Origin of the sequence: Sporosarcina sp. P37 (assembly GCF_002109365.1) — a bacterium.
Lineage (GTDB): Bacteria > Bacillota > Bacilli > Bacillales_A > Planococcaceae > Sporosarcina.
In genome coordinates this window covers 519,201-542,025 of sequence record NZ_CP015349.1, presented here as the reverse complement: position 1 = coordinate 542,025, position 22,825 = coordinate 519,201, and the positions used below count along the sequence as shown (strand labels likewise).

At 44.1% G+C, this 22,825-nt stretch carries 23 protein-coding genes and 1 other annotated feature; of the genes, 21 read left to right on the top strand and 2 right to left on the bottom strand.

Going from position 1 to position 22,825, the window contains the following annotated elements; translation table 11 throughout:
- Positions 1-10: 10 nt before the first annotated feature.
- Positions 11-394, top strand: coding sequence for an FxsA family protein (locus tag SporoP37_RS02930; RefSeq protein WP_081242242.1), 384 nt, complete (start codon positions 11-13; stop codon positions 392-394).
- Here SporoP37_RS02930 and SporoP37_RS02925 read toward each other — a convergent pair.
- Positions 387-1,352, bottom strand: a complete 966-nt coding sequence (locus SporoP37_RS02925) for an AI-2E family transporter (protein ID WP_196796835.1) — start codon at positions 1,350-1,352, stop codon at positions 387-389. The two genes, SporoP37_RS02930 and SporoP37_RS02925, sit on opposite strands and share 8 nt — an antisense overlap.
- A 183-nt stretch (positions 1,353-1,535) precedes the next feature.
- Between SporoP37_RS02925 and citZ the strand changes: the two genes are divergently transcribed.
- The 20 genes from citZ to SporoP37_RS02825 all read left to right on the top strand — a co-directional run bounded on the left by citZ (position 1,536) and on the right by SporoP37_RS02825 (position 22,368).
- Positions 1,536-2,651, top strand: a complete 1,116-nt coding sequence (citZ, locus tag SporoP37_RS02920; protein ID WP_085430221.1) for a citrate synthase — start codon at positions 1,536-1,538, stop codon at positions 2,649-2,651.
- Positions 2,652-2,722: 71 nt separating this feature from the next.
- Positions 2,723-3,991: an NADP-dependent isocitrate dehydrogenase gene (gene icd / locus SporoP37_RS02915; protein ID WP_081242239.1), complete on the top strand. Its 1,269-nt coding sequence runs from the start codon at positions 2,723-2,725 to the stop codon at positions 3,989-3,991.
- Positions 3,992-4,060: 69 nt separating this feature from the next.
- Positions 4,061-4,999, top strand: a complete 939-nt coding sequence (gene mdh / locus SporoP37_RS02910; protein ID WP_085430220.1) for a malate dehydrogenase — start codon at positions 4,061-4,063, stop codon at positions 4,997-4,999.
- 146 nt (positions 5,000-5,145) lie between these two features.
- The gene (locus SporoP37_RS02905; protein WP_081242237.1) at positions 5,146-5,628 is read left to right on the top strand and encodes a MaoC/PaaZ C-terminal domain-containing protein; all 483 of its coding nucleotides are present in this window, start codon (positions 5,146-5,148) and stop codon (positions 5,626-5,628) included.
- Positions 5,618-6,313, top strand: a complete 696-nt coding sequence (locus SporoP37_RS02900; RefSeq protein WP_085430219.1) for a response regulator transcription factor — start codon at positions 5,618-5,620, stop codon at positions 6,311-6,313. The genes SporoP37_RS02905 and SporoP37_RS02900 overlap by 11 nt, the downstream gene beginning before the upstream one ends.
- 6 nt (positions 6,314-6,319) lie before the next feature.
- Positions 6,320-7,729 carry a two-component system histidine kinase PnpS gene (gene pnpS, locus SporoP37_RS02895; protein WP_085430218.1) on the top strand — a complete coding sequence of 470 codons (1,410 nt, stop codon included), beginning with the start codon at positions 6,320-6,322 and terminating at the stop codon, positions 7,727-7,729.
- 75 nt (positions 7,730-7,804) lie between these two features.
- Entirely contained in the window at positions 7,805-8,782 is a 978-nt protein-coding gene (gene hflK / locus SporoP37_RS02890) for an FtsH protease activity modulator HflK (RefSeq protein WP_085430217.1), read from the top strand.
- Positions 8,779-9,807, top strand: a complete 1,029-nt coding sequence (gene hflC, locus SporoP37_RS02885) for a protease modulator HflC (protein WP_085430216.1) — start codon at positions 8,779-8,781, stop codon at positions 9,805-9,807. The genes hflK and hflC overlap by 4 nt, the downstream gene beginning before the upstream one ends.
- Positions 9,808-9,905: 98 nt before the next feature.
- Entirely contained in the window at positions 9,906-12,530 is a 2,625-nt protein-coding gene (gene polA, locus SporoP37_RS02880; protein WP_085430215.1) for a DNA polymerase I, read from the top strand.
- Between the two features lie 10 nt (positions 12,531-12,540).
- Complete coding sequence (gene mutM / locus SporoP37_RS02875; protein ID WP_085430214.1) at positions 12,541-13,413, top strand: bifunctional DNA-formamidopyrimidine glycosylase/DNA-(apurinic or apyrimidinic site) lyase; 873 nt, start codon at positions 12,541-12,543, stop codon at positions 13,411-13,413.
- A gap of 12 nt (positions 13,414-13,425) precedes the next feature.
- Positions 13,426-14,025, top strand: coding sequence for a dephospho-CoA kinase (coaE, locus tag SporoP37_RS02870; RefSeq protein WP_085430213.1), 600 nt, complete (start codon positions 13,426-13,428; stop codon positions 14,023-14,025).
- A 122-nt stretch (positions 14,026-14,147) separates the two neighbouring features.
- Positions 14,148-15,170 (top strand): glyceraldehyde-3-phosphate dehydrogenase, encoded by a 1,023-nt coding sequence (locus SporoP37_RS02865; protein ID WP_081242229.1) that lies wholly within the window; start codon positions 14,148-14,150, stop codon positions 15,168-15,170.
- 117 nt (positions 15,171-15,287) lie between these two features.
- A complete protein-coding gene (nrdR, locus tag SporoP37_RS02860) occupies positions 15,288-15,755 on the top strand; it encodes a transcriptional regulator NrdR (protein ID WP_085430212.1) in 468 nt (155 codons plus the stop codon).
- A gap of 32 nt (positions 15,756-15,787) precedes the next feature.
- The gene (locus tag SporoP37_RS02855; RefSeq protein ID WP_085430211.1) at positions 15,788-17,149 is read left to right on the top strand and encodes a replication initiation and membrane attachment family protein; all 1,362 of its coding nucleotides are present in this window, start codon (positions 15,788-15,790) and stop codon (positions 17,147-17,149) included.
- A gap of 1 nt (position 17,150) precedes the next feature.
- A complete protein-coding gene (dnaI, locus tag SporoP37_RS02850; protein WP_085430210.1) occupies positions 17,151-18,092 on the top strand; it encodes a primosomal protein DnaI in 942 nt (313 codons plus the stop codon).
- Between the two features lie 101 nt (positions 18,093-18,193).
- Positions 18,194-18,419 (top strand) — a binding site (T-box leader).
- 46 nt (positions 18,420-18,465) lie between these two features.
- The gene (gene thrS, locus SporoP37_RS02845; protein WP_081242225.1) at positions 18,466-20,400 is read left to right on the top strand and encodes a threonine--tRNA ligase; all 1,935 of its coding nucleotides are present in this window, start codon (positions 18,466-18,468) and stop codon (positions 20,398-20,400) included.
- 463 nt (positions 20,401-20,863) lie between these two features.
- The gene (gene infC, locus SporoP37_RS02840) at positions 20,864-21,370 is read left to right on the top strand and encodes a translation initiation factor IF-3 (RefSeq protein ID WP_143565457.1); all 507 of its coding nucleotides are present in this window, start codon (positions 20,864-20,866) and stop codon (positions 21,368-21,370) included.
- 26 nt (positions 21,371-21,396) lie between these two features.
- A complete protein-coding gene (gene rpmI, locus SporoP37_RS02835; RefSeq protein WP_029052909.1) occupies positions 21,397-21,597 on the top strand; it encodes a 50S ribosomal protein L35 in 201 nt (66 codons plus the stop codon).
- A 42-nt stretch (positions 21,598-21,639) separates the two neighbouring features.
- Positions 21,640-21,999, top strand: coding sequence for a 50S ribosomal protein L20 (gene rplT, locus SporoP37_RS02830; RefSeq protein ID WP_081242223.1), 360 nt, complete (start codon positions 21,640-21,642; stop codon positions 21,997-21,999).
- A gap of 78 nt (positions 22,000-22,077) precedes the next feature.
- Positions 22,078-22,368 carry a DUF1294 domain-containing protein gene (locus SporoP37_RS02825; protein WP_085430209.1) on the top strand — a complete coding sequence of 97 codons (291 nt, stop codon included), beginning with the start codon at positions 22,078-22,080 and terminating at the stop codon, positions 22,366-22,368.
- 49 nt (positions 22,369-22,417) lie between these two features.
- On the opposite strand, the gene SporoP37_RS02820 is transcribed toward SporoP37_RS02825, so the two are convergent.
- On the bottom strand, positions 22,418-22,798 hold the full coding sequence (locus tag SporoP37_RS02820; RefSeq protein ID WP_085430208.1) for a sigma-w pathway protein ysdB: 381 nt from the start codon (positions 22,796-22,798) through the stop codon (positions 22,418-22,420).
- Between the last annotated feature and the right edge of the window lie 27 nt (positions 22,799-22,825).

Here is a 22,825-nt window from a genome sequence, read left to right as displayed (position 1 = left end):
AGGTTACTGTATGAAATGGTTAGCAGCATTATTCATCCTTGTCCCGACTGCAGAACTGGCTGTATTGATGCTGTCGGGAAAGACCATCGGAATTCTTCCGACAATAACAATCATCATCGCAACGGGAATCGGCGGTGCATATCTTGCGAAAAAACAAGGCCTGCGTGCATGGCGAGATCTGCAGTACCGCCTGGCTAACCGGGAGACGCCGGGCAAAGCTCTCGTAGACAGCGTCTGTATTTTACTGGGCGGGTTATTATTATTAATGCCTGGATTTATTACGGATATTGCTGGTTTATTGCTGCTGTTTGGCGGACCCCGTAAAATACTGTATCCGTTTATTGTCAAATGGATCTACAATAAAATCCGCAGCGGACAAATTCGTGTCATGTAAATGTGGGATGTTCTTTGACTTTTAAGGCAATGAATAAGAAGAACGGCAAAAACAAAATACCGTAGATGCCAAACAAATAAACGGCGCAAGCGGTAATAATGAAAGAATGTACCGTGCGCAGTTTGAATGTATGGGCCCATAAAAGTGATTCAGTCATCTGTCTGGTGACAAGCAAAACGATATACAAAACTAATAAACCGACAGCAGAATACATGTCATCAATATAGAAGGAAAATGCAATCATCGGCAGAAAAACCAGCCCGATTCCGAGAAATGGGATGCTGTCGACCATTGAAATCAAAAAAGCTTTTGTGAGAAAAGACTCGAAATCCAGTAACCAGAATCCAATCGTCATAAGCACAAAGGTAATGAAAAAAAGACGGATCTGAACCGAGAAGAAATGACCCATCAGGCGGCTTGACTTATCAAAAATGCGTCTGGCGAACTGTCTGAAGTCTGAAGGAAAGTACACTAAAAACCAAAACCGGTTTGTTGCACTTTCCCGCAGAGAGAAAAAATAAGCAATGATAAATAGAAATATGCTGAAAATCGACTGAAAGATTTTTTGCAGAAAGTTCAGTATCCCATCCATTGCATCATGACTCGACTGGATAAATTGCTCGGCTGCTGCATGCAAGTTCCACCCTCTGCTATCCATCATCTCAATGATCAGCCCCAATTGATCTTCCATTGTCCAGATGACAGAAATCAATCCATTGATTGATAGCAACAAGAAGGTGTATACTAAAGAGGCGAGCATTCCCATTATGAGTAAAGCAGCTAAAAAAGCAGGAAGTTTTGTAAGGGAAATCAGGGAATTCATGAGCGGAGCAGTAAAGAAAGCAAAAACAATCGCAAATCCGACAGGCGGAATTACCACCAAGAAAAGAACGATCAATATAGCAGGCAGCCATTGGCGTGAATAGGTTTGCAAACGTTTTGAGTCGAAGGATATCATATGGATTTGCCCATTCCTTTCTAGTAAATATAAACAAAAATAGTTATTAACCATTCACAAAATCGGAAAAGTTGCTATAATGGACTTTGTAAGCGTTTTAGATAAAAATATAATTAAGCAGATGGTCATCACTCCGCACTCCGCTTCAGAGGGTGGCCAAACTGGGAAGAAGGAGAGAATATCATGACAGCAACAAAAGGATTGGAAGGTATCGTTGCAGCACAATCACAAATCAGTTCCATTATCGATGACACTCTTACATACGTAGGATACGGCATCGATGACTTGGCGGAAAATGCTAGTTTTGAAGAGGTTGTCTATCTTCTGTGGCACAAGCGTCTGCCAAATGCAGAAGAACTTGCTGAATTGAAGCAGCAATTAGAAGATAACGCAGAAATTCCACAAGGGGTTATCGACCACTTCAAAACGTACCCAATCGACAAAGTGCACCCAATGGCAGCACTTCGCACAGCAATCTCACTTCTAGGATTATACGACGACAAAGCGGAAGATATGTCACCTGAAGAGAACTACAAAAAGGCAGTTAAGCTTCAGGCGAAAGTTGCAACTGTTGTAACAGCATTCGCACGTATCAGAAAAGGACAAGAGCCTGTGGCGCCTAAAAAAGGTTTAAGCTATGCGGCAAACTTCCTTTACATGCTTTCTGGGGAAGAGCCTGCTGATATTGCTGAAGAAGCATTCAATAAAGCACTTGTATTGCATGCAGACCACGAGCTGAACGCATCTACGTTCACTGCACGCGTTTGTGTAGCTACTCTGTCTGATATGTATTCTGGTGTTACTGCTGCAATTGGCGCACTCAAAGGCCCACTGCACGGCGGTGCAAACGAAGCGGTTATGAATATGCTGATGGAAATCGGCGATGAAGATAAAGTAGAATCTTATATTCGTGAAAAGCTTGCAAACAAAGAAAAAATCATGGGCTTCGGACACCGTGTATACCGTCAGGGTGACCCGCGTGCGAAGCACTTGCGTGAAATGTCTAAACGATTGACTGCTCTTCGCGGTGAAGAAAAGTGGTACAATATGTCTGAAAAAATCGAAGCAATTGTCACTGGAGAAAAGAAATTGCCTCCAAATGTTGATTTCTACTCCGCTTCGGTATATCATTCATTAGACATCGATCATGATATTTTCACGCCTATTTTTGCAGTTTCTCGTTTTTCAGGATGGATTGCACATATCCTGGAGCAATACGAAAACAACCGCTTGATCCGTCCGCGTGCAGAGTACGTAGGACCAGGCATGCAAAAGTATGTCCCTATCAATGAACGATAAAAAATAGTAAATTCGTGGGGCGGTATCTCGTATACCGGCCCACTGATATTGAAATCAGGAGGATATCAATAATGGCTAATGATGGAAAGATTACAGTAACTAACGGTGTTTTAAACGTCCCAGATCACGCAACAATTCCTTTCATTATAGGTGACGGAACAGGTCCGGATATTTGGCATGCAGCTTCACGCGTTATCGAAGCAGCAGTTGAGAAAGCTTATGAAGGAAAAAAGAAAATTAATTGGCTGGAAGTTCTTGCAGGAGAAAAAGCATTCAACGAAACTGGTGATTGGCTTCCGAAAGAAACTCTAGAAACAATTAAGGAATATCTGATTGCGATTAAAGGACCTCTTACAACGCCGATCGGTGGAGGATTCCGTTCATTGAACGTAGCACTGCGTCAGGAACTAGATCTGTACACGTGCTTGCGTCCGGTTCGTTATTTCGAAGGAGTACCATCACCCGTGAAACGTCCTGAGGATTGTGACATGGTTATTTTCCGTGAGAACACTGAAGATATCTATGCTGGTATCGAGTATCAGGAAGGTACTGACGAAGTAAAGAAATTAGTTAACTTCCTTCAAACTGAGTTAGGCGTTAAAAATATTCGTTTCCCTGAAACTTCAGGTCTTGGTATTAAACCGATTTCTGAAGAAGGTACAAAGCGTATTGTACGTTCAGCGTTAAATTATACAATCAGTGAAGGCCGTAAATCTTTGACGATTGTACACAAAGGAAACATCATGAAGTTCACAGAAGGCGCATTCGCAAACTGGGCTTACGAGTTGGCTGAAGAAGAATTCGGCGACAAAGTATTCACATGGAAAGAATATGACCGTATTAAAGATGCTGAAGGAACAGATGCTGCTAATAAAGCGCAATCTGATGCAGAAGCTGCAGGCAAAATCATCGTTAAAGATGCAATTGCTGATATCTTCCTGCAACAGATCCTGACACGTCCAAAAGAGTTCGATGTAGTAGTTACAATGAACTTGAACGGTGACTACGTTTCTGACGCACTTGCTGCGCAAGTAGGCGGAATCGGAATTGCACCGGGAGCGAACATTAACTACGAGTCTGGACATGCGATCTTTGAAGCAACTCACGGTACAGCACCGAAGTATGCAGGATTGGATAAAGTTAACCCTTCATCCGTATTGCTGTCAGGTGTTATGATGCTTCAGCACCTTGGCTGGAACGAAGCGGCTGATCTAATCACTGCTTCCATCGAGAAAACTATCGCGTCAAAAGTAGTGACATACGACTTCGCACGTCTAATGGACAATGCGACAGAAGTTAGCACTTCCGGATTCGCTGATGCATTAATCGAAAACCTATAAGAGACTGACGAGAGAGGGATGAAAATCCCTCTCTTTCTACTATATTGTTCTGAAAAAGGGGAGTTTTACATGTCATTCAAGCGTAAAAAAGTATCGGTTATAGGATCTGGTTTTACTGGAGCAACAACTGCATTCCTTTTAGCTCAAAAAGAACTTTGCGATGTCGTGATCGTGGATATTCCAGCTATGGAAAATCCGACGAAAGGCAAAGCTTTGGACATGTTGGAAGCTGGTCCGGTTCAGGGGTTTGATGCTGCGATTACCGGCACATCGAATTATGAAGACACGAAGGATTCCGACGTTGTCGTCATTACTGCTGGCATTGCACGCAAACCGGGAATGAGCCGTGACGACTTAGTACAGACAAATCAAAAAGTAATGAAATCAGTAACTGCTGAAATCGTCAAGTACTCACCGGATACGAAGATTATTGTTCTGACGAATCCTGTCGATGCAATGACTTATACGGTATTCAAGGAGTCCGGTTTCCCGAAAGAGCGTGTCATCGGCCAATCAGGTGTACTGGATACAGCGCGTTTCCGCACGTTTGTAGCACAGGAACTGAATCTGTCAGTGAAAGATGTGACAGGGTTTGTCCTCGGCGGCCACGGGGATGATATGGTCCCTCTTGTGCGCTATTCTACTGCGGGAGGCGTTCCTCTTGAAAATTTAATCCCGTCCGGCCGTTTGGAAGAAATCGTGGAACGCACACGTAAAGGCGGAGCGGAAATCGTCAACCTGTTAGGGAACGGCTCTGCTTATTATGCACCGGCCGCTGCTTTAGTGGAAATGACGGAAGCCATATTGAAAGACCAAAAACGTGTGCTGCCTTCTATCGCATATCTTGAAGGCGAATACGGCATGAATGGTATTTATTTAGGTGTGCCGACTGTCTTAGGTGCAGGCGGTATTGAAAAAATCATTGAACTTGAATTAACAGACGCTGAGAAAACCGGGCTTGAAAAGTCCGCGGATTCAGTGCGTGCTGTGATGAATGTTCTTGCATAACTTTGTATTCTGCAAATCGGTCAGCTATGGAGCTGGCCGATTTTTTAGTGTAACTCGATTTTTCACCAGTGGGTTGTTATAATTTACTTATTGAAGTAATTTTCAGCTTTTTCATTCACATGTACACAACTACAGGAGGGATTCTATTGTTAAAAAGCAAACGAAAATCCATAGGTAAAGATATATCGAAGTTAGAGGTGGGGGAAAGGCTGCACCTCACGGAAAAAATTGAAGATAAAGACTTGATGCTGTATCTGGGACTGACAAACGATGCGAATCCGCTGTATTTGCAGCATGACTATGCCGCAGAGACCATTTATGGACAGCCTATTGTCCCTCCGATTATGCTGACAGGTATTGTGACCGCGGCGATATCCAAACATATGCCGGGTCCCGGCGCGCACATTATTAATCAGCAGCTCCATTTCCCAAAGCCTGTTTATCATTATGCCATTGTGGAATTCATCCTGGAAATTACGAAACTCGATCCGGCGTCAAATCAAGTAACTATTCAAGTGGACGCCACAGATGAAGAAGGCGAGCGGATCATGAGCGGAGAAGTGGTCGTCGTAGCGCCGCAGAAGCCAGCTGATGTCAGCAAACCAAAGGATTCGGCAGATGGAAACTAAACAGCATAAAATTCTGATTGTTGAAGATGAAGAGTCCATTCAAAAATTGCTTGCTATTACACTGCAGCAAGCAAACTTTGATACCATTCTGGCAGTTGACGGTGAAGAGGCTCTGGAAAAAGTGCTGGATGAACAGCCGGATTTGATTGTTCTCGATTTAATGCTGCCGAAAATAGACGGGTTAGAAGTATGCCGGATGCTCAGAAAGCAAAACATTGAAACACCGATTATTATGCTGACTGCCAAAGGGGAGGAGATGGATAAAATCGTCGGTTTAGAGATGGGTGCCGATGATTATATGACAAAGCCATTCAGCCCCCGGGAAGTCGCTGCGAGGGTACGGGCAGTTCTGCGGCGTACTGGTGAACGCGGGCAATCCAAGGAGAAAGTGCTTGTTTCAGGCCAGCTGACAGTGTATCCAGAACGGCTGGAAGTCTATTTGGATAAGGAGCGGCTTGAATTCACGCCGAAAGAATTTGAACTGCTCGTCTATTTCATGAAAAATCCGAATCGGGTGTTCACCCGTGATCAGCTTCTTCAGGCTGTATGGAATTATGATTTTGCGGGGGACACGAGAATCGTCGATGTGCATGTCAGTCATCTGCGGGATAAAATCGAAGAAAATACTAGAAAGCCGCGTTATATCAAAACGATGAGAGGCGTGGGCTATAAATTTGGGGAGTAAAACAAGATGAAGAACTATTATTCAAAACTCTTAGCAGCTTCCGCAGTTATTTTATCCATTCTTTTAATTGTGCTGGGAATCATCTTAGGACAATTTTTTCATTTATTCGCGGATGAGGTGGAACCGGTCATTCAGCAGACGTATTGGGTCTACTTGCTGTTCACGCTCGTTTTGGCATTCATTGTCATGATGTTCGTGATGGCAAAAATACTTCAGCAGTTTGCGCAGCCAATCGATCATTTCGCCGATATAACTCACCAGCTGGCACAGGGGAATTATGTAGCCCGGGCTCATTTGGAAGACAGTGCATTACATCAGCAGCTGACTAACGAGATCAATCAAATCGCTCAAAAGCTGCAAGGGAATTCTGCTCAGCGTGCAATGGAGCAGGAACGCTTGAAAACGCTGGTCAGCAGTATCGGGAGCAGCCTGCTGATGTTCGGCAGGCAAGGCGCCGTCAATTTGGTCAACCGGGTATTTGAAGAGACGTTTCAGCGCGATGGGGAAAAGCTGATGGGCAAAACGTATAAAGATATCGGACTGCCTTCGGATATTGAGGAAGAAATTGAAGCGATATTCCTGACAGAAGAAGTTCGCTCTTTTCAATCACAGATACTCACTGATGAAGGAATTTGCCACTTGGAAGTGTATGGTGCGCCAGTTATTGGGGAAAACGGCAATTGGCTCGGAATTGTTATTATCATGCATGACATTACCAAGCTGATCCGGCTAGAACAAGTGCGCAAAGATTTTGTGGCGAATGTTTCGCATGAACTGAAAACGCCGGTCACTTCGATAAAAGGTTTCTCTGAGATGCTTCTGGACGGCGCGGTGGATGATCCGGCGCTTACGCGGGATTTCTTGCAGATCATGTATAAAGAAAGTAACCGGCTGCAATTATTAATTGAAGATTTATTGCGGCTATCGAGCCTGGAAAGCGGAAGTTTTGAAATTAGCCATGAGTCTGTCGATGTAGTGGAGATTATTAAACAGTCGATCAAAATTGTTCAGACAAAAGTATTGGAAAAAGAGATGAATATTGTATTAAACATGCCGAAGCAATTGATTATTCCGGCGGATCACGATCGTCTTGTACAGGTGATGGTCAATTTATTAAACAATGCCATTGCATATTCACAGGAAAAAACGGAAATTACAGTCGGGGTAAAAGCGGAGCAGGATCAGGTGGAGATCACGGTCAGCGATCAAGGGATCGGGATTATGTCTTCAGAACTGCCGCGGTTATTTGAGCGGTTTTATCGTATTGACCGTGCGCGAAGCAGAGAATCCGGCGGTACAGGTCTAGGCCTGGCAATTGTAAAACACATCGTGGAAGCGCACCATGGCACGGTTTCCGTTGACAGTGAAGTAGGAGTGGGCACCGTTTTTCGCATTCAATTGCCTGCAGCAGAATAATCCGGGTGACAAAAGTGAAACTTACTGGTCTGTTGTTCCGTACAGTAGTCATACATAGAAAAGGGAGGAACAGATATGGGCACAAAAAGAATCTTAGTGTCACTCGGTTTAGCGGTCACGGGACTAGTGCTTTTATTGATCGTATTTACTACGTGGTATACCGTGGACGAATCTGAACAGGCTGTCGTCATTTCATTTGGGCAGGCCGGGGCACCTATTACCGATTCAGGTCTTCATTTTAAACTGCCGTGGCCAATTCAGCGGGCAGAAATTTTATCAAAGGAAACGTACAGTATTCACTTCGGCTACAAGCAGGATAAGTCGGGGGAGATTGTCGACAAAGAAACGAAAATGATCACAGGTGACGAATATATCGTCCTGACCGATCTGACAGTCCAATGGCGTATTGTGGATCCTAAGAAATACTTATTCAATGCGGAAGAGCCAATTGAAATATTACGCGACGCCGCATCCGCTTCCATTCGATCCATCATTGGAAGCTCCACCATTGATGCCGCACTGACAGACGGCAAGGCGGAGATTGAAGCGAAGACGCGCGACTTATTAACAAGTTTAGTAAAGAAATATGATATCGGTATCGCTGTGCAGGGTGTCAAGCTTCAGGACGTGGAACTGCCGAATGCCGAAGTGCGTGCAGCGTTTACTGCTGTTACAGATGCGCGTGAAACAAAAAATACGAAAATTAACGAAGCAAAGAAATACGAGAACAAGCGCACGAAAGAAGCAATCGGTGAACGGGACGCAATTAAATCCCAGGCTCAGGGGAAAAAGACAGCACGTATTGAGCAGGCCCGCGGAGATGTTGCGGTATTCAGTGATCTGTATAATGAATACGCAAAGAACAAAGAAATCACACGGGAACGTCTGATTTTGGAAACACTTGAACAAGTGCTGCCAAAAGCCAATCTTTATATTATGAATGACAGCGGCGAGACGATGAAGTATTTGCCGCTCCAGCAGCTGCAGAAAACGCAGGCAGGCGAATCGGAAGAAACGGATAAGTCAGCCGCGAAAGGAGGGAAAGCTTCATGAGCAACGAACAGAACCCCTTCAAGAAAATAGAAGATGCGTTAAAGAAAATGAGCGAAACGGATCAAAAGAAAAAAGTGCAAAAGCCGGCAGAACCCGGGCCGGACTCAAAAGTCACGCCAATGAGACCGAAAAAGGCGGCGGATATTAAACGCCATACGAAGTTAATTATCACGCTGACAGCGATCTTTGCTGTATTGGCCATTCTGCTGTCCAACTTATTCATCGTCAAAGAGAATGAGTACCGGATCATCCGTCAATTCGGTGAAATTACAAGAATTGTGCAGGAGCCGGGAATCAATATGAAAATACCATTCATTCAAAGTGTTTCTTCACTGCCGAAAAATCAAATGACATACAATGTCTCAGAAGCAGAAATCAATACGAAAGACAAGAAGCGGATTATTATCGATAACTATGCGGTATGGCATATTACGGACCCCGCTAAAATGATTGCCAACGCTAGGAATATCGTGAATGCAGAAGCGAGAATGGAAGAGTTCATCTATTCGGTTGTCCGCAATGAGATGGGGCGGCTGGACTACGTGAATGTCGTCAATGACGAAGACTCTTCCCGTGGTAGCTTGAACGATAATGTGACAGAAAAAGTAAATAAGTTTTTGGAAGAAGGAAACTTCGGGATCGAAGTAGTCGATGTGCGCATGAAGCGTATTGACTTGCCTGAAGAAAACGAACAATCCATTTACACGCGGATGATTTCGGAGCGTGAGTCCACTGCTCAGTCGTATCTGTCAGAAGGCGATGCGGAAAAGCAGAAAATTGAAGCAGAAACAGACCGGGAAGTTCAGGAAATGCTTGCGAAAGCAAAGAGAGAAGCGGCGGTTGTAACGGCACAGGGTGAAGCCGAAGCTGCAAAAATTTATAATAATGCATTTTCTAAAGACCCGGAGTTTTACAAACTGTACAGAACACTTCAATCGTACTCGAAAGTCGTAGATGACGAAACGATGATCATTCTGCCGGCAGATTCACCATATGCCAAGCTGTTAACGGGCAATACACAGTAACATAAGTGCGTCATTTTCATTTACAGTTGCCAACGTGGTAAACTAGATGAAAATGACGTTTTTTTATTAGCGATGAATACGAAGGAGTGGGATGGATTTTGACGAAAAAGAAAGTGCTCTTATTGGATGGAAACAGCTTAGCGTACCGTGCGTTTTTCGCGCTGCCTTTATTGACGAATGAAAAAGGGATTCACACAAATGCGGTATATGGTTTTACTATGATGCTTGAAATGATTCTGGAGAAAGAAAAACCGACGCATATGCTGGTAGCCTGGGATGCCGGGAAAACGACGTTCCGCCACAGCACGTACACCGAATACAAAGGGGGCCGCCAAAAGACCCCGCCTGAGCTGTCAGAACAATTCCCATACATCCGTAAGCTGATTGAAGCATTTGGCATTGAACAGTATGAACTCGACCGCTACGAAGCGGATGACATCATCGGAACACTAAGCAAGGAATGCAGTGAAGCGAAAGCGGAAGTTGTCGTTATTTCAGGTGATAAGGATTTAACACAATTATCAAATGAACATACAACCGTATGCATTACGAGAAAAGGAATTACCGATCTCGAAATTTACACGCCTGCACATATCGAAGAAAAGTACGGTATTGCCCCTTTGCAGATTATCGACATGAAAGGTCTGATGGGTGATGCATCCGATAATATTCCAGGTGTGCCGGGAATCGGAGAAAAAACAGCGCTGAAGCTGCTGAAAGAGTACGGTTCTGTAGAAAACGTCTATGAGTCGATCGATCAAATTACCGCAAAGAAAATGAAGGAAAACTTAGTGAATAATAAAGAGCAGGCATTTATGAGTAAAGAGCTTGCAACGATTGAAGTGGACGCGCCGATTACCGTATCGCTGCAGGAACTCGATTATGCAGGACGAAATGAAGAGGAAGTCATTCAGTTATACAAAGAGCTGCAATTCAAATCCTTGCTTGAAAAAATGGATGCGCCTGTCGAAGTTGAGCCCCTGGAAGAAATCGGCGTTCACCACGTGGAAGAAGTCACTTCGGATATGTTAACAGACACAATGGCGCTGCATGTGGAAATCGATGGGGAAAACTATTTGTCTGGAGACGTTTTAGGCATCGGCCTGTCGAATGACGAGCAGACGTATTTTATTTCGACGGAGCTGGCTGCTTCTTCCGGCGTCTTTAAAAAGTGGATTGAAGATCACGGGACCCGTAAATATGTCTCTGATTCCAAGTCCGCCTATGCGGCAATTGCGCGGCTCGGCCTAGAGCTTGCTGGCATAGACTTTGATTTGATGCTGGCTGCGTACATCGTCAATCCTTCATTCTCGACAAATGAAGTATCTGAGATCGCACGGTCATTCGGCTATCATGGCGTTGAAAATGATGAAACAGTCTACGGCAAAGGAGCTAAACGTTCATTGCCGGCAGCGGACCAACTGGCCAATCATACGGCAAGAAAAGCGCATGCCGTCTGGGAGCTGTATCCGGTCATTACAAAACAATTAGAGGATAATGAGCAGCGGGACTTATTCCATGATCTCGAACTGCCATTGGCAAAGATACTTGGAAAAATGGAAGTGACGGGCGTCAGAACAGATGTGGATGTATTGCGCTCAATTGGTGAAGAGTTATCAGAACGTCTGACAGTCATTGAGAAAACGATTTATGAAATGGCGGGCGAGAAGTTTAATATTAATTCACCTAAGCAATTGGGTGTTATATTATTTGAAAAAATCGGCCTGACACCGATCAAGAAAACGAAAACAGGTTACTCCACAGCTGCCGATGTGCTCGAGAAGCTTGAAAGTGAACATGAAATTATTCAGCATATTTTATTATATCGGCAGCTCGGAAAATTGAATTCCACATATATCGAAGGTCTGACGAAAGAAATTCATGAAGACGGAAAAATTCATACCCGGTTCCAGCAGGCGCTGACTCAGACAGGAAGATTGAGTTCCATCAATCCCAACTTGCAAAACATCCCGATCCGTTTGGAAGAAGGAAGAAAAATACGCGCGGCGTTCATACCGTCTGAAAAAGACTGGATTATGTTCGCGGCGGATTACTCGCAAATCGAATTGCGTGTGCTTGCGCATATTTCACAGGACGAAAAGTTAATCGAAGCGTTCCGTCAAGGCGCAGATATTCATACGAAAACGGCGATGGATGTATTTGGCGTCAAAGAAGACGAAGTGGACGGGAATATGAGGCGTGCGGCAAAAGCGGTCAACTTTGGAATTGTTTATGGAATCAGCGACTATGGATTATCACAAAGTTTAAATATTACGCGCAAAGAAGCAGGGGAATTCATTGACACGTATTTGGCAAGCTTCCCGGGCGTAAAGCAATATATGGATAACAGTATTACTGATGCAAAACAAAAAGGGTATGTAACGACTCTGCTGAAGCGCCGCCGTTATTTGCCTGACATCACAAGCTCCAATTTCAATTTGCGCGGATTTGCGGAGCGCACTGCCATGAACACACCGATTCAGGGGACGGCTGCAGATATCATTAAACAGGCAATGATTGATATGGATGCACGACTTGAAGAAGAAAATTTGCAGGCCCGTATGCTGCTGCAAGTGCATGATGAGCTGATTTTTGAAGCGCCTATGGAAGAACTGGAGAAGTTAAAAGAAATCGTACCGGAAGTCATGGAGCAGACGATTCAACTGGACGTTCCATTGAAAGTCGATTGGAATTATGGCAAGTCCTGGTACGAAACAAAGTGAGTGGATATTCATGCCGGAACTGCCGGAAGTAGAAGGAGTGGTGCAGGATCTCGCACCGCTTGTGGAAGGACGGACGGTCAAACAGCTTTCAGTCTCGGATACCGTTGTGACGTCAAAATTAGCAGGAAAAGAAACAATCATTAAAGGCAAAACAGTGGAGGACTTTCTTCAGGGGATGGAGCAGATGCACATCGAGAAGATTGTCCGGCGCAGTAAATATATTTATTTTCATTTATTGAAAGACAGCCGTCCGCATTTGCTCGTCAGCCATTTAGGCATGACGGGCGCGTGGTTCGTCGTCAATTCTCCCGATGACATTACAGAAGACAAGTTTCGTAAACATGCCCATATTTTTTTGGAGATGGAAGACGGCGGTTTGCTCGTCTATTCGGACATACGCAGATTTGGCGAGATGCGTCTTTTACAGTCAGAAGAAGATTTTCCGCCGTTGCTGGATATGGCGCCGGAACCGTTTGCCGAAGAGGCATTGGAACATTTTCTGTCTATGGCAGAATCGCCTAAATATAAAAAGAAGCCAATTAAAGAAGTGATTATGGACGGAAAAGTTATTTCAGGCTGCGGCAATATCTATGCGACGGAAGCTTTATTCCATATGAAAATTCATCCGGGCCGCGCAGCAGAGCGAATCAGCAGAAAGCGGAAAATCCTGCTATTTGAGGAAATCGTGCGCGTGCTGCAGGAGAGCATTGATGCGGGAGGCAGTACGATATCAGATTACCGTTCGGTCAACGGCAATGCGGGAACGATGCAAGACCGATTGCATATGTATGGAAAAAAGATCTGTACTGTCTGCGGTAAGCCGACAAAGAGCAGGCAGATTGCGGGCAGGACATCTGTCTATTGCCCTGCTTGCCAAAAATAAGGAGTGGTAGGTATGATCATCGGGTTGACGGGCAGTATTGCAAGCGGAAAAAGTACGGTGGCAAATATGCTTCGCGAAAAAGGTTACCCTATTGTAGACGCAGATGTAATTGCCAGGGAAGTGGTAGAGCCGGGCAGCCCGCTTCTTGATCAGATTGCGCAGGCGTTCGGCAAACATGTGCTGCATGAAGACGGAACGCTTAACAGAGAGCAGCTTGGCGCCATTGTCTTTGGTGACGAAGAAAAACGCAAACAGTTGAACGAATTAATGCATCCGGCGATCAGAGGCAGAATGGTCAGTCAGAAAGAGGACTACCTGAAGCAAGGCTTTCAAACCGTCATTATGGACATCCCGTTACTCTTTGAAAGCAAATTGTATGACTACGTCGAGAAAATTCTCGTCGTTTCTGTGACAAAAGAACAGCAAAAGCAGCGCCTGATGGCACGCAACGGACTGACTGAAGCGGAAGCGGACGCAAGAATTGCTTCGCAGCTTGACATGCGCAGTAAGGAACAAGGGGCTGACAAAGTTATTTATAACAACGGAACGGTTGAAGAGTCGCGAATCCAGCTGGAAAAAATCCTTGATGACTGGCAAGCTATGCCCCGATAATTATTTTCTGCAAATAATTTATGAATAAATTGTGTATTAGTGTTGGCTTAATGATAAAATGTGTTATACTAATGAACGATTAAAGATAATAAGTATAACATACATGCAGGAGGATCCCTTTCATGACTACTAATATTGCAATTAACGGACTCGGACGTATTGGACGTATGGTGTTCCGCCAGATCATTAAGGAAGACGATGTTAATTTAGTTGCTGTAAATGCGACATATCCCGCAGAAACAATAGCACATCTCTTAAAATATGATTCAACACACGGTATTTTCGATGGTGACATTCAGGCAGAAGAAAACGCAATTATTGTAGACGGTAAACGTGTACAACTCGTTACAGAGCGCGACCCTTCAAAACTGCCTTGGAAAGAACTTGGTGTAGATATTGTCATCGAATCAACAGGCGTATTCAATTCACGTGATAAAGCGGCGCTTCATTTAGATTCGGGTGCGAAGAAAGTCATCTTGACTGCACCGGGCAAAGATGAAGATGTGACAGTAGTGATCGGCGTTAACGATGATAAACTGGACATTGAAAAACACAGCGTTATTTCTAATGCAAGCTGTACGACAAACTGTCTGGCACCGGTCGCAAAAGTATTGAATGATGAATTCGGTATTGTGAACGGCCTGATGACGACTGTCCATGCTTATACAAATGACCAGAAAAACCTTGATAATCCGCATAAAGATTTACGCCGCGCGCGTTCTTGCGGAGAATCCATCATTCCTACTTCTACAGGAGCAGCAAAAGCTTTGTCTCTTGTATTGCCTGAATTAGAAGGAAAGATTCATGGTCTGGCATTGCGTATCCCGACACCGAACGTTTCTCTTGTTGACCTGGTAGTGGACGTGGAAAAAGATGTAACGGTTGAAGAAGTAAACAACGCTTTCCGTAAAGCAGCTGAAGGATCAATGAACGGCATCCTTCGTTTCACTACAGAACCGCTTGTATCGATCGACTTCAACACGACAACAGAATCTGCCACACTTGACGGACTTTCAACAATCGTCATGGGCGACCGTAAAATCAAAGTACTTGCTTGGTACGACAACGAATGGGGCTATTCCGCACGCGTAGTGGAATTAGCAAAAAAAGTGGCTGCTGCTTTAGCAGACAAAGTAACTTCTTAATGAGTGATTCCGGCACTTCATCCTACAGGGTGGAGTGCTTTTCTATGTCCGCTTGTTGTTGTATGGACAGTTTCTGTTATAATGAAAAGTACTAATGAATATGCGGAGGAACTAACTATGTTATGTCCAGCTTGTCACTACAACGGAACACGTGTAATCGATTCACGGCCGGCCGAAGAAAACCGTTCCATTCGAAGAAGACGTGAATGTGAGAAATGTACTTTTCGTTTCACGACATTTGAAAAAGTAGAACATTCTCCATTAGTAGTCGTGAAGAAGGATAAGACACGGGAAGAATTCAGCGGCGAAAAATTATTGCGGGGCTTGATCCGGGCCTGTGAAAAACGTGCAGTTCCGATTGAAGAACTAAAAGATATTGTCACTTCTATTGAAAAAGAACTGAGAAGCTCGGGAAATGTTGAAATAGACTCCGAACAAGTCGGAGAGATGGTAATGGAACGTTTAGTGGATGTCGATGAAGTTGCTTATGTGCGCTTTGCTTCCGTCTATCGGCATTACAAAGACATCACCGTCTTTATAGATGAACTGCAGCAGCTGCAGAACAGAAAAAATCATGAAGAGTAAATGTTTGACCAGAAGGGGAGGCGATTGTTCAAATGCTTTATACAGAGTTGCAGCCTGTCGATTCCTTCGAAGTAAGATTAGCGCACCCTTTTTCCACATATGACCGGCAGATGCTCACATTATTTTATCAGCCGCTCATCGGACCTGAGGCGGTCAGTTTATTCATGACGCTCTGGTCAGATGCGGAAAGCAGAGAACCGCAAGAGCACAACCATTATTATCTAATGAATATGTCTTCTTTTCCGCTTCAAGCGATTTTTGAAGCACGGATTTCATTGGAAGCGATCGGATTATTGCGCACCTATAAGAAAAAAATAGAGCTGGAAAAGCGCTCGTTTGTCTATGAATTACTGCCGCCGCTTGACGCGCATTCATTTTTCAATGATCCGCTCCTGTCTACATTTTTATTCAGTAAAATAGGCGAGCATCCATACCGCCAGTTGCGGAACCGTTTTCTCGAGGAACCAATGCCAATGGAAGAATATCAGGATATTTCACGTACATTTTTGGATGTATTTCAGCCGGCAAGAGGGGATCAGGCGATGGAAATGACCGCCGGAATGCAGTTTCAAGGGAAAACAGAGCCGCCCGGCATTCCATTTTATCAATCGGAATTTAACTTTGAGTTATTTTACAGCGGTCTTTCAGATCAAATGATTCCGAAAGCTTCGTTGCGGAGTATTTCTCGGGAAATGATTGCTATGCTGGCTTTCCTGTATTCATTAAGCGCGCTGGATATGCAAAAAGTCATTATGCTTTCTATAGATGAGAACCATCAGCTGACCGAAGAAAGAGTTCGGAAGGCAGCATTGGATTTTTACAAAATGAATACTTCGACAGAACCGCCTAAGCTGCAGACTGTTTTCACTAATGCTGCACCGGCGGAAGAGCCAAAAGAACATATGAGCCGTGATGAAGAACTGCTGTATTATTTAGAACATACACCGCCTAAAGATATGCTGCGGAAAGTCAGCGGCAAAGAGCCTTTCCTTGTAGACGTTCAGCTTGCCGAACGATTGATCAACTTGCATAAATTCCCGGTAGGCGTAGTAAATGTGCTGCTCCAATATGTGATGATTCGCAATGACGGGAAAATCACCAACAGTTTTGTGGAGAGAATTGCTTCTCACTGGGCAAATAAACAAGTAAAAGATGCGAAAACAGCCCTTGAACTTTCGAGAAAAGAGCATGATCAATATATGAAGTGGCTTAAAGAAGGGAAAAAGCCAGCACCTGCAAAACGAAAAACAACCCGTGAGGAAAAAGTTCCTGAATGGTTTTCCAAGCGTGACAATAAAAAGAAAACATATGAACAACCTGCTGATTTCAATGTGGAAGAAGAGCGTAAGAAATTATTGAAAGAGTTGGGGATTCAAGAATCAGAGGTGAAATAATATGGAACGAATTGGTGACGCGATGAAACGGGTAGTCAATGCCCCTTCATTAACAAAAAAATATGAGGAGCTTCGAAATGAAGTGTTGGAAGATCCGGCTGTCCAACAATTTATCGGTAAGCATGCGGATGAAGTGAATACAGAAGTCGTGGACCGAAGCCTCGGGAAGCTGTATGAATTCACAACAGCATCCCATGCATGTGAACGCTGTCCAAATCTTGCAGGCTGCATTAACGTCATGAAAGGCTTTGAACCTAAATTGGTGATCTCACAGCGCCTGATTGACCTTGACTACGTCGTCTGTCCAACGAAGCAGCTGGAAGACGAACGGCGCAATGTCTCTAAAATGGTCAGCAGCATGTATATGCCAAAAGAGGTAATGGAGGCGCGGTTGGCGGACGTCAATTTCACGTCAGAAAATAGCCGTGTCATCGTCATACGCGCAGCGAAAGACTTCCTGAATCATATCGATTCAACAGGAGAAGTGCCGGATCGCGGCTTCTATTTGTTCGGAAACTTTGGCATTGGAAAATCCTTTATTTTAGGTGCGTTAGCGAATGAATTGGCGACGAGACGGATTCAGACAGTAGTTGTTTATGTGCCGGAGTTTTTACGTGAAATGAAACAATCCATACAAAACCAGACGCTGGACGAAAAAGTGGAGTTTGTAAAACGCGCTCCTGTGCTCATGCTCGATGATATTGGGGCAGAAACGATGTCAACATGGACGCGTGATGAAGTGCTTGGCACGATACTGCAGTATCGTATGGCAGAAAAACTGCCGGTCTTCTTTACTTCCAACTTTGATTATGATGAACTGGAATATCATCTCACTACAAGCCAGCGCGGCGAAAAAGAGCCGATTAAGGCTGCCCGCATAATGGAAAGAATCCGTATGGTCAGCAAACCTTTCAGACTGGAAGGAGAAAATTGGCGGGATTGAAAAGCTGAAGTTTGATCCGATTGTTGAAAAATAAGAAAATACACTTGCAATTTCACTGAGACTTTTCTATACTATTACTCAGTTCAACTTAAATAAATTGTCAAAATGCATCGAAGAGGACAATAATTTATTGATCACCTTCCAGAGAGCAGGGGCCAGGCTGAAACCCTTGCAGGCAGAACATAAATTTACCACCTCCGAGCAGCATCAGTGAATAGAGTAGCTGATGACGGTAACGGCCCGTTAGCCGATCGAAAGCTTCGTCTTTTCGCCTATGCGAATAGAAGGAAGAAGGGTGGAACCACGAGCTCAAGCCTCGTCCCTTTAGGGATGAGGCTTTTTTGCGTTCAAAAAAAGAAAGGGAGTCATACAAATGGCAGAAAACATTCATTTAACATTTCCGGATGGAGCAGTAAAAGAATTTGAGAATGGCGTAACAACGGAAGAGATTGCAGGCTCCATCAGCCCCGGGCTGCGTAAGAGCGCACTGGCAGGGAAAATCGGAGATCGGCTGATTGATTTAACAACACCCATTCATGAAGATGGGGACATCAGCATTATCACTCCAACATCAGATGAAGCATTGGAAATCTTGCGCCACAGTACGGCTCACCTTCTGGCACAAGCCGTTAAACGCAAATTCCCTGATGCGAAACTCGGTATTGGTCCGGTCATCGAAAACGGATTTTACTACGATATCGATTCGCCTACACCTATTACTGCGGAAGATTTGCCTGAACTGGAAAAAGAAATGAAGCGTATCATCGGTGAAAATCTGCCGATCATCCGTCACGATGTTTCCCGTGAAGAAGCCAAAAAGCGTTTCGAGGAAATCGATGATGAATATAAATTGGAACTTCTTGAAGCAATTCCTGAAGGCGAGCAAGTATCAATTTACGAACAAGGCGAATTCTTCGACCTATGCCGCGGAATTCACGTGCCGTCTACAGGGAAGCTGAAAGAGTTCAAATTACTGAGTATTGCAGGCGCATACTGGAGAGGTAATTCCGACAACAAAATGCTTCAGCGAATCTACGGAACAGCGTTCTTCAAAAAAGACGAACTAAAAGAACATTTGCGTCTGTTGCAGGAAGCAAAAGAGCGTGACCACCGTAAAATCGGGAAAGAACTGAATCTATTCACGAACTCGCAAAAAGTCGGGCAAGGTTTACCGCTTTGGCTTCCTAAAGGCGCGACAATCCGCCGCGTAGTCGAGCGCTACATCGTTGATAAAGAAGAAAGACTGGGCTATCAGCACGTTTATACACCGGTACTTGGAAGTGTGGAACTGTACAAAACTTCAGGTCACTGGGATCACTATCAGGACGGCATGTTCCCTGCGATGAGCATGGACAATGAAGATCTGGTGTTGCGTCCTATGAACTGTCCGCATCATATGATGATATATAAAAATGGCATTCATTCTTATCGAAACTTGCCGCTTCGAATAGCTGAACTTGGCACTATGCACCGGTATGAAATGTCCGGAGCGCTTTCAGGTCTGCAGCGCGTGCGCGGAATGACATTGAATGATGCACATATTTTCGTGCGTCCTGATCAGATTAAAGAAGAATTTAAACGTGTAGTTAATTTGATTATTGAAGTATATAAAGATTTCAACATCAAGGATTATACGTTCCGTCTGTCTTATCGTGATCCGGAAGATACAACTAAATATTTTGATGACGATGAAATGTGGGAACGTGCACAAAAGATGCTGAAAGAAGCGATGGATGAGCTGGAGCTTCCGTATACAGAAGAAGAAGGCGAAGCAGCATTCTACGGTCCAAAACTGGACGTGCAGGTAAAGACAGCCATCGGTATGGAAGAAACTCTCTCTACTGCTCAGCTGGACTTCTTATTGCCGGAGCGTTTTGATCTCACGTATATCGGTGAAGACGGCAAGCAGCATCGCCCGGTTGTTATTCACAGAGGTGTCGTGTCAACGATGGAACGTTTCGTTGCCTTCCTGATCGAAGAATACAAAGGCGCATTCCCGACATGGCTGGCGCCGATTCAAGTGGAAGTTATCCCGGTTTCTCCGGAAGTTCACTTTGACTACGCAGATGATATCAGAGAAAAGCTGACGCAAGCAGGATTCCGTGTCGATGTGGACAGCCGCGAAGAGAAGATCGGTTATAAAATCCGTGAAGCACAAGTGCAGAAAGTTCCATACATGCTAGTTCTTGGAGACCGTGAAATGGAAGCGGGCGAAGTCAATGTGCGCAAATACGGTGAACAAAAATCCGTCAGCATGTCATTTGACGCGTTCATTGAAATGATCAAAGAAGACGTAAAGAAGGACTGACAGACAGGAACCTGCTTCGGTAGCCCGAAGCAGGTTCCCATAAGTTTTTCGCGTGAAAATGAAATTAACAGTTGCAATATAGTTCACTATGCGCTATACTTACAAAGTTGAAGAAATTCAGACAGTACCAGTGCATCCAACAGCAGGAAATGTTATGCTGTTGACACACCATGCAATACATGATAATATTAATAAGGTTAAATGAATACAGTTTGTGGTATAAGAAGAGGCTACCCGCTTCTCACCTGATCGACGCAATGAAGTTGTTGCCAGGTTAGCACATAAGTGAATCTCTATGCATAGCAGGCATAGGTTACTTACGCGGGTAGACAAATACTATTTGTCTACTTTTTTTATTTCGTAAAATGGATGGACCTGTGGGACCTGAAGCCGGCATTTCCGGCGTACCCAAAACGTGTATTCACGAGACAATATTCGGAGGTGGATTACTATTAGCAAAGACATGTACGTAAATGACGGTATCCGGGCACGTGAGTTGCGGTTAATTGATCACAACGGCGAACAGCTTGGTATCAAATCACGTAATGAAGCTTTAGAAATTGCTGCTCGAGTGAACCTGGACCTTGTTCTTGTTGCTCCACAAGCGAAGCCCCCAGTAGCTCGTGTTATGGACTATGGAAAGTTCAAGTTCGAACAGCAAAAGAAAGAGCGTGAAGTACGTAAAAATCAAAAAGTCATCAATGTCAAAGAAGTTCGGCTCAGCCCGACCATTGATGAGCATGATTTCCAAACGAAACTTCGTAACGGAATCAAATTCCTCGAAAATGGGGATAAGGTAAAAGCTTCGATTCGTTTCCGCGGCCGTGCAATTACGCACAAAGAAATTGGCCAACGAGTGCTGGATCGTTTCGCAGAAGCCTGCAAAGAAGTAGCAACTGTTGAAGTTAAACCAAAAATGGAAGGCCGGAGCATGTTCTTAATACTTGCACCGCTTGCCGAAAAACAGTAACACGAACAATTTAGGAGGAACAGAACATGCCAAAAATGAAAACTCACCGCGGTTCCGCGAAACGTTTCAAAAGAACTGGAACTGGTAAACTAAAGCGTGGCCGTGCTTACACAAGTCACCTTTTTGCAAACAAATCTACAAAGGCTAAGCGTCACTTACGCAAGTCTTCACTAGTTTCTTCAGGCGATTACAAGCGTATTCGTGAAATGCTAACAAACATGAAGTAATACCGAACACACACTTACAGGATAAGCAGGAGGTAATGCACTATGCCACGCGTAAAAGGTGGAACAGTAACGCGCAAGCGTCATAAAAAAGTATTGAAATTAGCAAAAGGTTATTTTGGTTCAAAACATAGACTTTATAAGGTAGCTAACCAACAGGTAATGAAATCTTATAACTATGCATACCGTGACCGTCGTCAGAAAAAACGGGATTTCCGTAAACTATGGATTACACGCATCAACGCGGCTGCTCGTATGAATGGTCTTTCATACAGCACATTAATGCACGGCTTGAAAGTAGCTGGCATCGATGTTAACCGTAAAATGCTTGCAGATCTTGCAGTGACAGATGCACAAGCATTTGCACAGCTTGCAGAAACTGCAAAGAAATCTGTAGCAAAATAAGATGAACCAAAATCCGCTTTCGTTTTCATTCTTATATGGAAATGAAGGTGGATTTTTTCGTATGGAGGAATGGCTGCAATGGCGCAAACTCTATTGATCTACATGGCGGTTCTGTCCGTCTGGGCATTTGCCGCTATGGGATATGATAAACGGCAGGCGCGCAAGAAAAACCAGCGGATACCCGAACGAAATCTTTGGCTGCTTGCTTTACTCGGCGGGGGAGTGGGAGCCTATTTCGGTATGCAGGTTTTTCATCATAAAACGAGAAAAACCCATTTTCGCATCGGATTTTTACTTCTCGCTATGACGGACATTGTCATCGTGCTTGCAGTCTATGGCGTGAAGTTGCCGTCTGCCGGCTTATTCTGAGGAATTCGAGTAAAAAACGGAAATAGCGGCTGGGCTATTTCCGTAAAAGTCAAGATTTCATTAATTGTTCGATCGGATTCTTCCAGTTGATTTCAGCATGCGGATAATACGTTTGAACTTCTGTTTCGAGAAAATGAAAGTCTTCTTTAGTCATACCTTGCAGTTTCGACTCATTTTTTACCCAAATGAAAATGGAAACTACATCGAATGAATCTTTCGTAGTACCCAGATATTTCTCGCCTTCAAACATCGCGCCTTTATACGTGATGAAAAAGTTTTTCCGGATATTTTTATTGTCATCATAAAAATAATACTGTCCTTTTTCATACGCTTCATCTAACTTACGTTTAGCATCTGTCAAATAGCGGATTCCCGCATAAAATAAGTAAATGACAAGTGCCAGAATAAATACGCGAATTAATAAAACCATGAAATCAGCTCCTGCTAATGGTATAGT

Bases quoted from the DNA above. Each gene is read 5' to 3' on its own strand.
- SporoP37_RS02925 (WP_196796835.1), bottom strand. From the start codon at position 1,352: ATGATATCCTTCGACTCAAAACGTTTGCAAACCTATTCACGCCAATGG.
- dnaI (WP_085430210.1), top strand. From the start codon at position 17,151: ATGGAACGAATTGGTGACGCGATGAAACGGGTAGTCAATGCCCCTTCA.
- icd (WP_081242239.1), top strand. From the start codon at position 2,723: ATGGCTAATGATGGAAAGATTACAGTAACTAACGGTGTTTTAAACGTC.
- SporoP37_RS02825 (WP_085430209.1), top strand. From the start codon at position 22,078: ATGGCGCAAACTCTATTGATCTACATGGCGGTTCTGTCCGTCTGGGCA.
- rpmI (WP_029052909.1), top strand. From the start codon at position 21,397: ATGCCAAAAATGAAAACTCACCGCGGTTCCGCGAAACGTTTCAAAAGA.
- SporoP37_RS02865 (WP_081242229.1), top strand. From the start codon at position 14,148: ATGACTACTAATATTGCAATTAACGGACTCGGACGTATTGGACGTATG.
- pnpS (WP_085430218.1), top strand. From the start codon at position 6,320: ATGAAGAACTATTATTCAAAACTCTTAGCAGCTTCCGCAGTTATTTTA.
- mdh (WP_085430220.1), top strand. From the start codon at position 4,061: ATGTCATTCAAGCGTAAAAAAGTATCGGTTATAGGATCTGGTTTTACT.
- hflK (WP_085430217.1), top strand. From the start codon at position 7,805: ATGGGCACAAAAAGAATCTTAGTGTCACTCGGTTTAGCGGTCACGGGA.
- infC (WP_143565457.1), top strand. From the start codon at position 20,864: ATGTACGTAAATGACGGTATCCGGGCACGTGAGTTGCGGTTAATTGAT.
- citZ (WP_085430221.1), top strand. From the start codon at position 1,536: ATGACAGCAACAAAAGGATTGGAAGGTATCGTTGCAGCACAATCACAA.
- hflC (WP_085430216.1), top strand. From the start codon at position 8,779: ATGAGCAACGAACAGAACCCCTTCAAGAAAATAGAAGATGCGTTAAAG.
- SporoP37_RS02900 (WP_085430219.1), top strand. From the start codon at position 5,618: ATGGAAACTAAACAGCATAAAATTCTGATTGTTGAAGATGAAGAGTCC.
- SporoP37_RS02855 (WP_085430211.1), top strand. From the start codon at position 15,788: ATGCTTTATACAGAGTTGCAGCCTGTCGATTCCTTCGAAGTAAGATTA.
- rplT (WP_081242223.1), top strand. From the start codon at position 21,640: ATGCCACGCGTAAAAGGTGGAACAGTAACGCGCAAGCGTCATAAAAAA.
- SporoP37_RS02820 (WP_085430208.1), bottom strand. From the start codon at position 22,798: ATGGTTTTATTAATTCGCGTATTTATTCTGGCACTTGTCATTTACTTA.
- coaE (WP_085430213.1), top strand. From the start codon at position 13,426: ATGATCATCGGGTTGACGGGCAGTATTGCAAGCGGAAAAAGTACGGTG.
- SporoP37_RS02930 (WP_081242242.1), top strand. From the start codon at position 11: ATGAAATGGTTAGCAGCATTATTCATCCTTGTCCCGACTGCAGAACTG.
- nrdR (WP_085430212.1), top strand. From the start codon at position 15,288: ATGTTATGTCCAGCTTGTCACTACAACGGAACACGTGTAATCGATTCA.
- mutM (WP_085430214.1), top strand. From the start codon at position 12,541: ATGCCGGAACTGCCGGAAGTAGAAGGAGTGGTGCAGGATCTCGCACCG.
- thrS (WP_081242225.1), top strand. From the start codon at position 18,466: ATGGCAGAAAACATTCATTTAACATTTCCGGATGGAGCAGTAAAAGAA.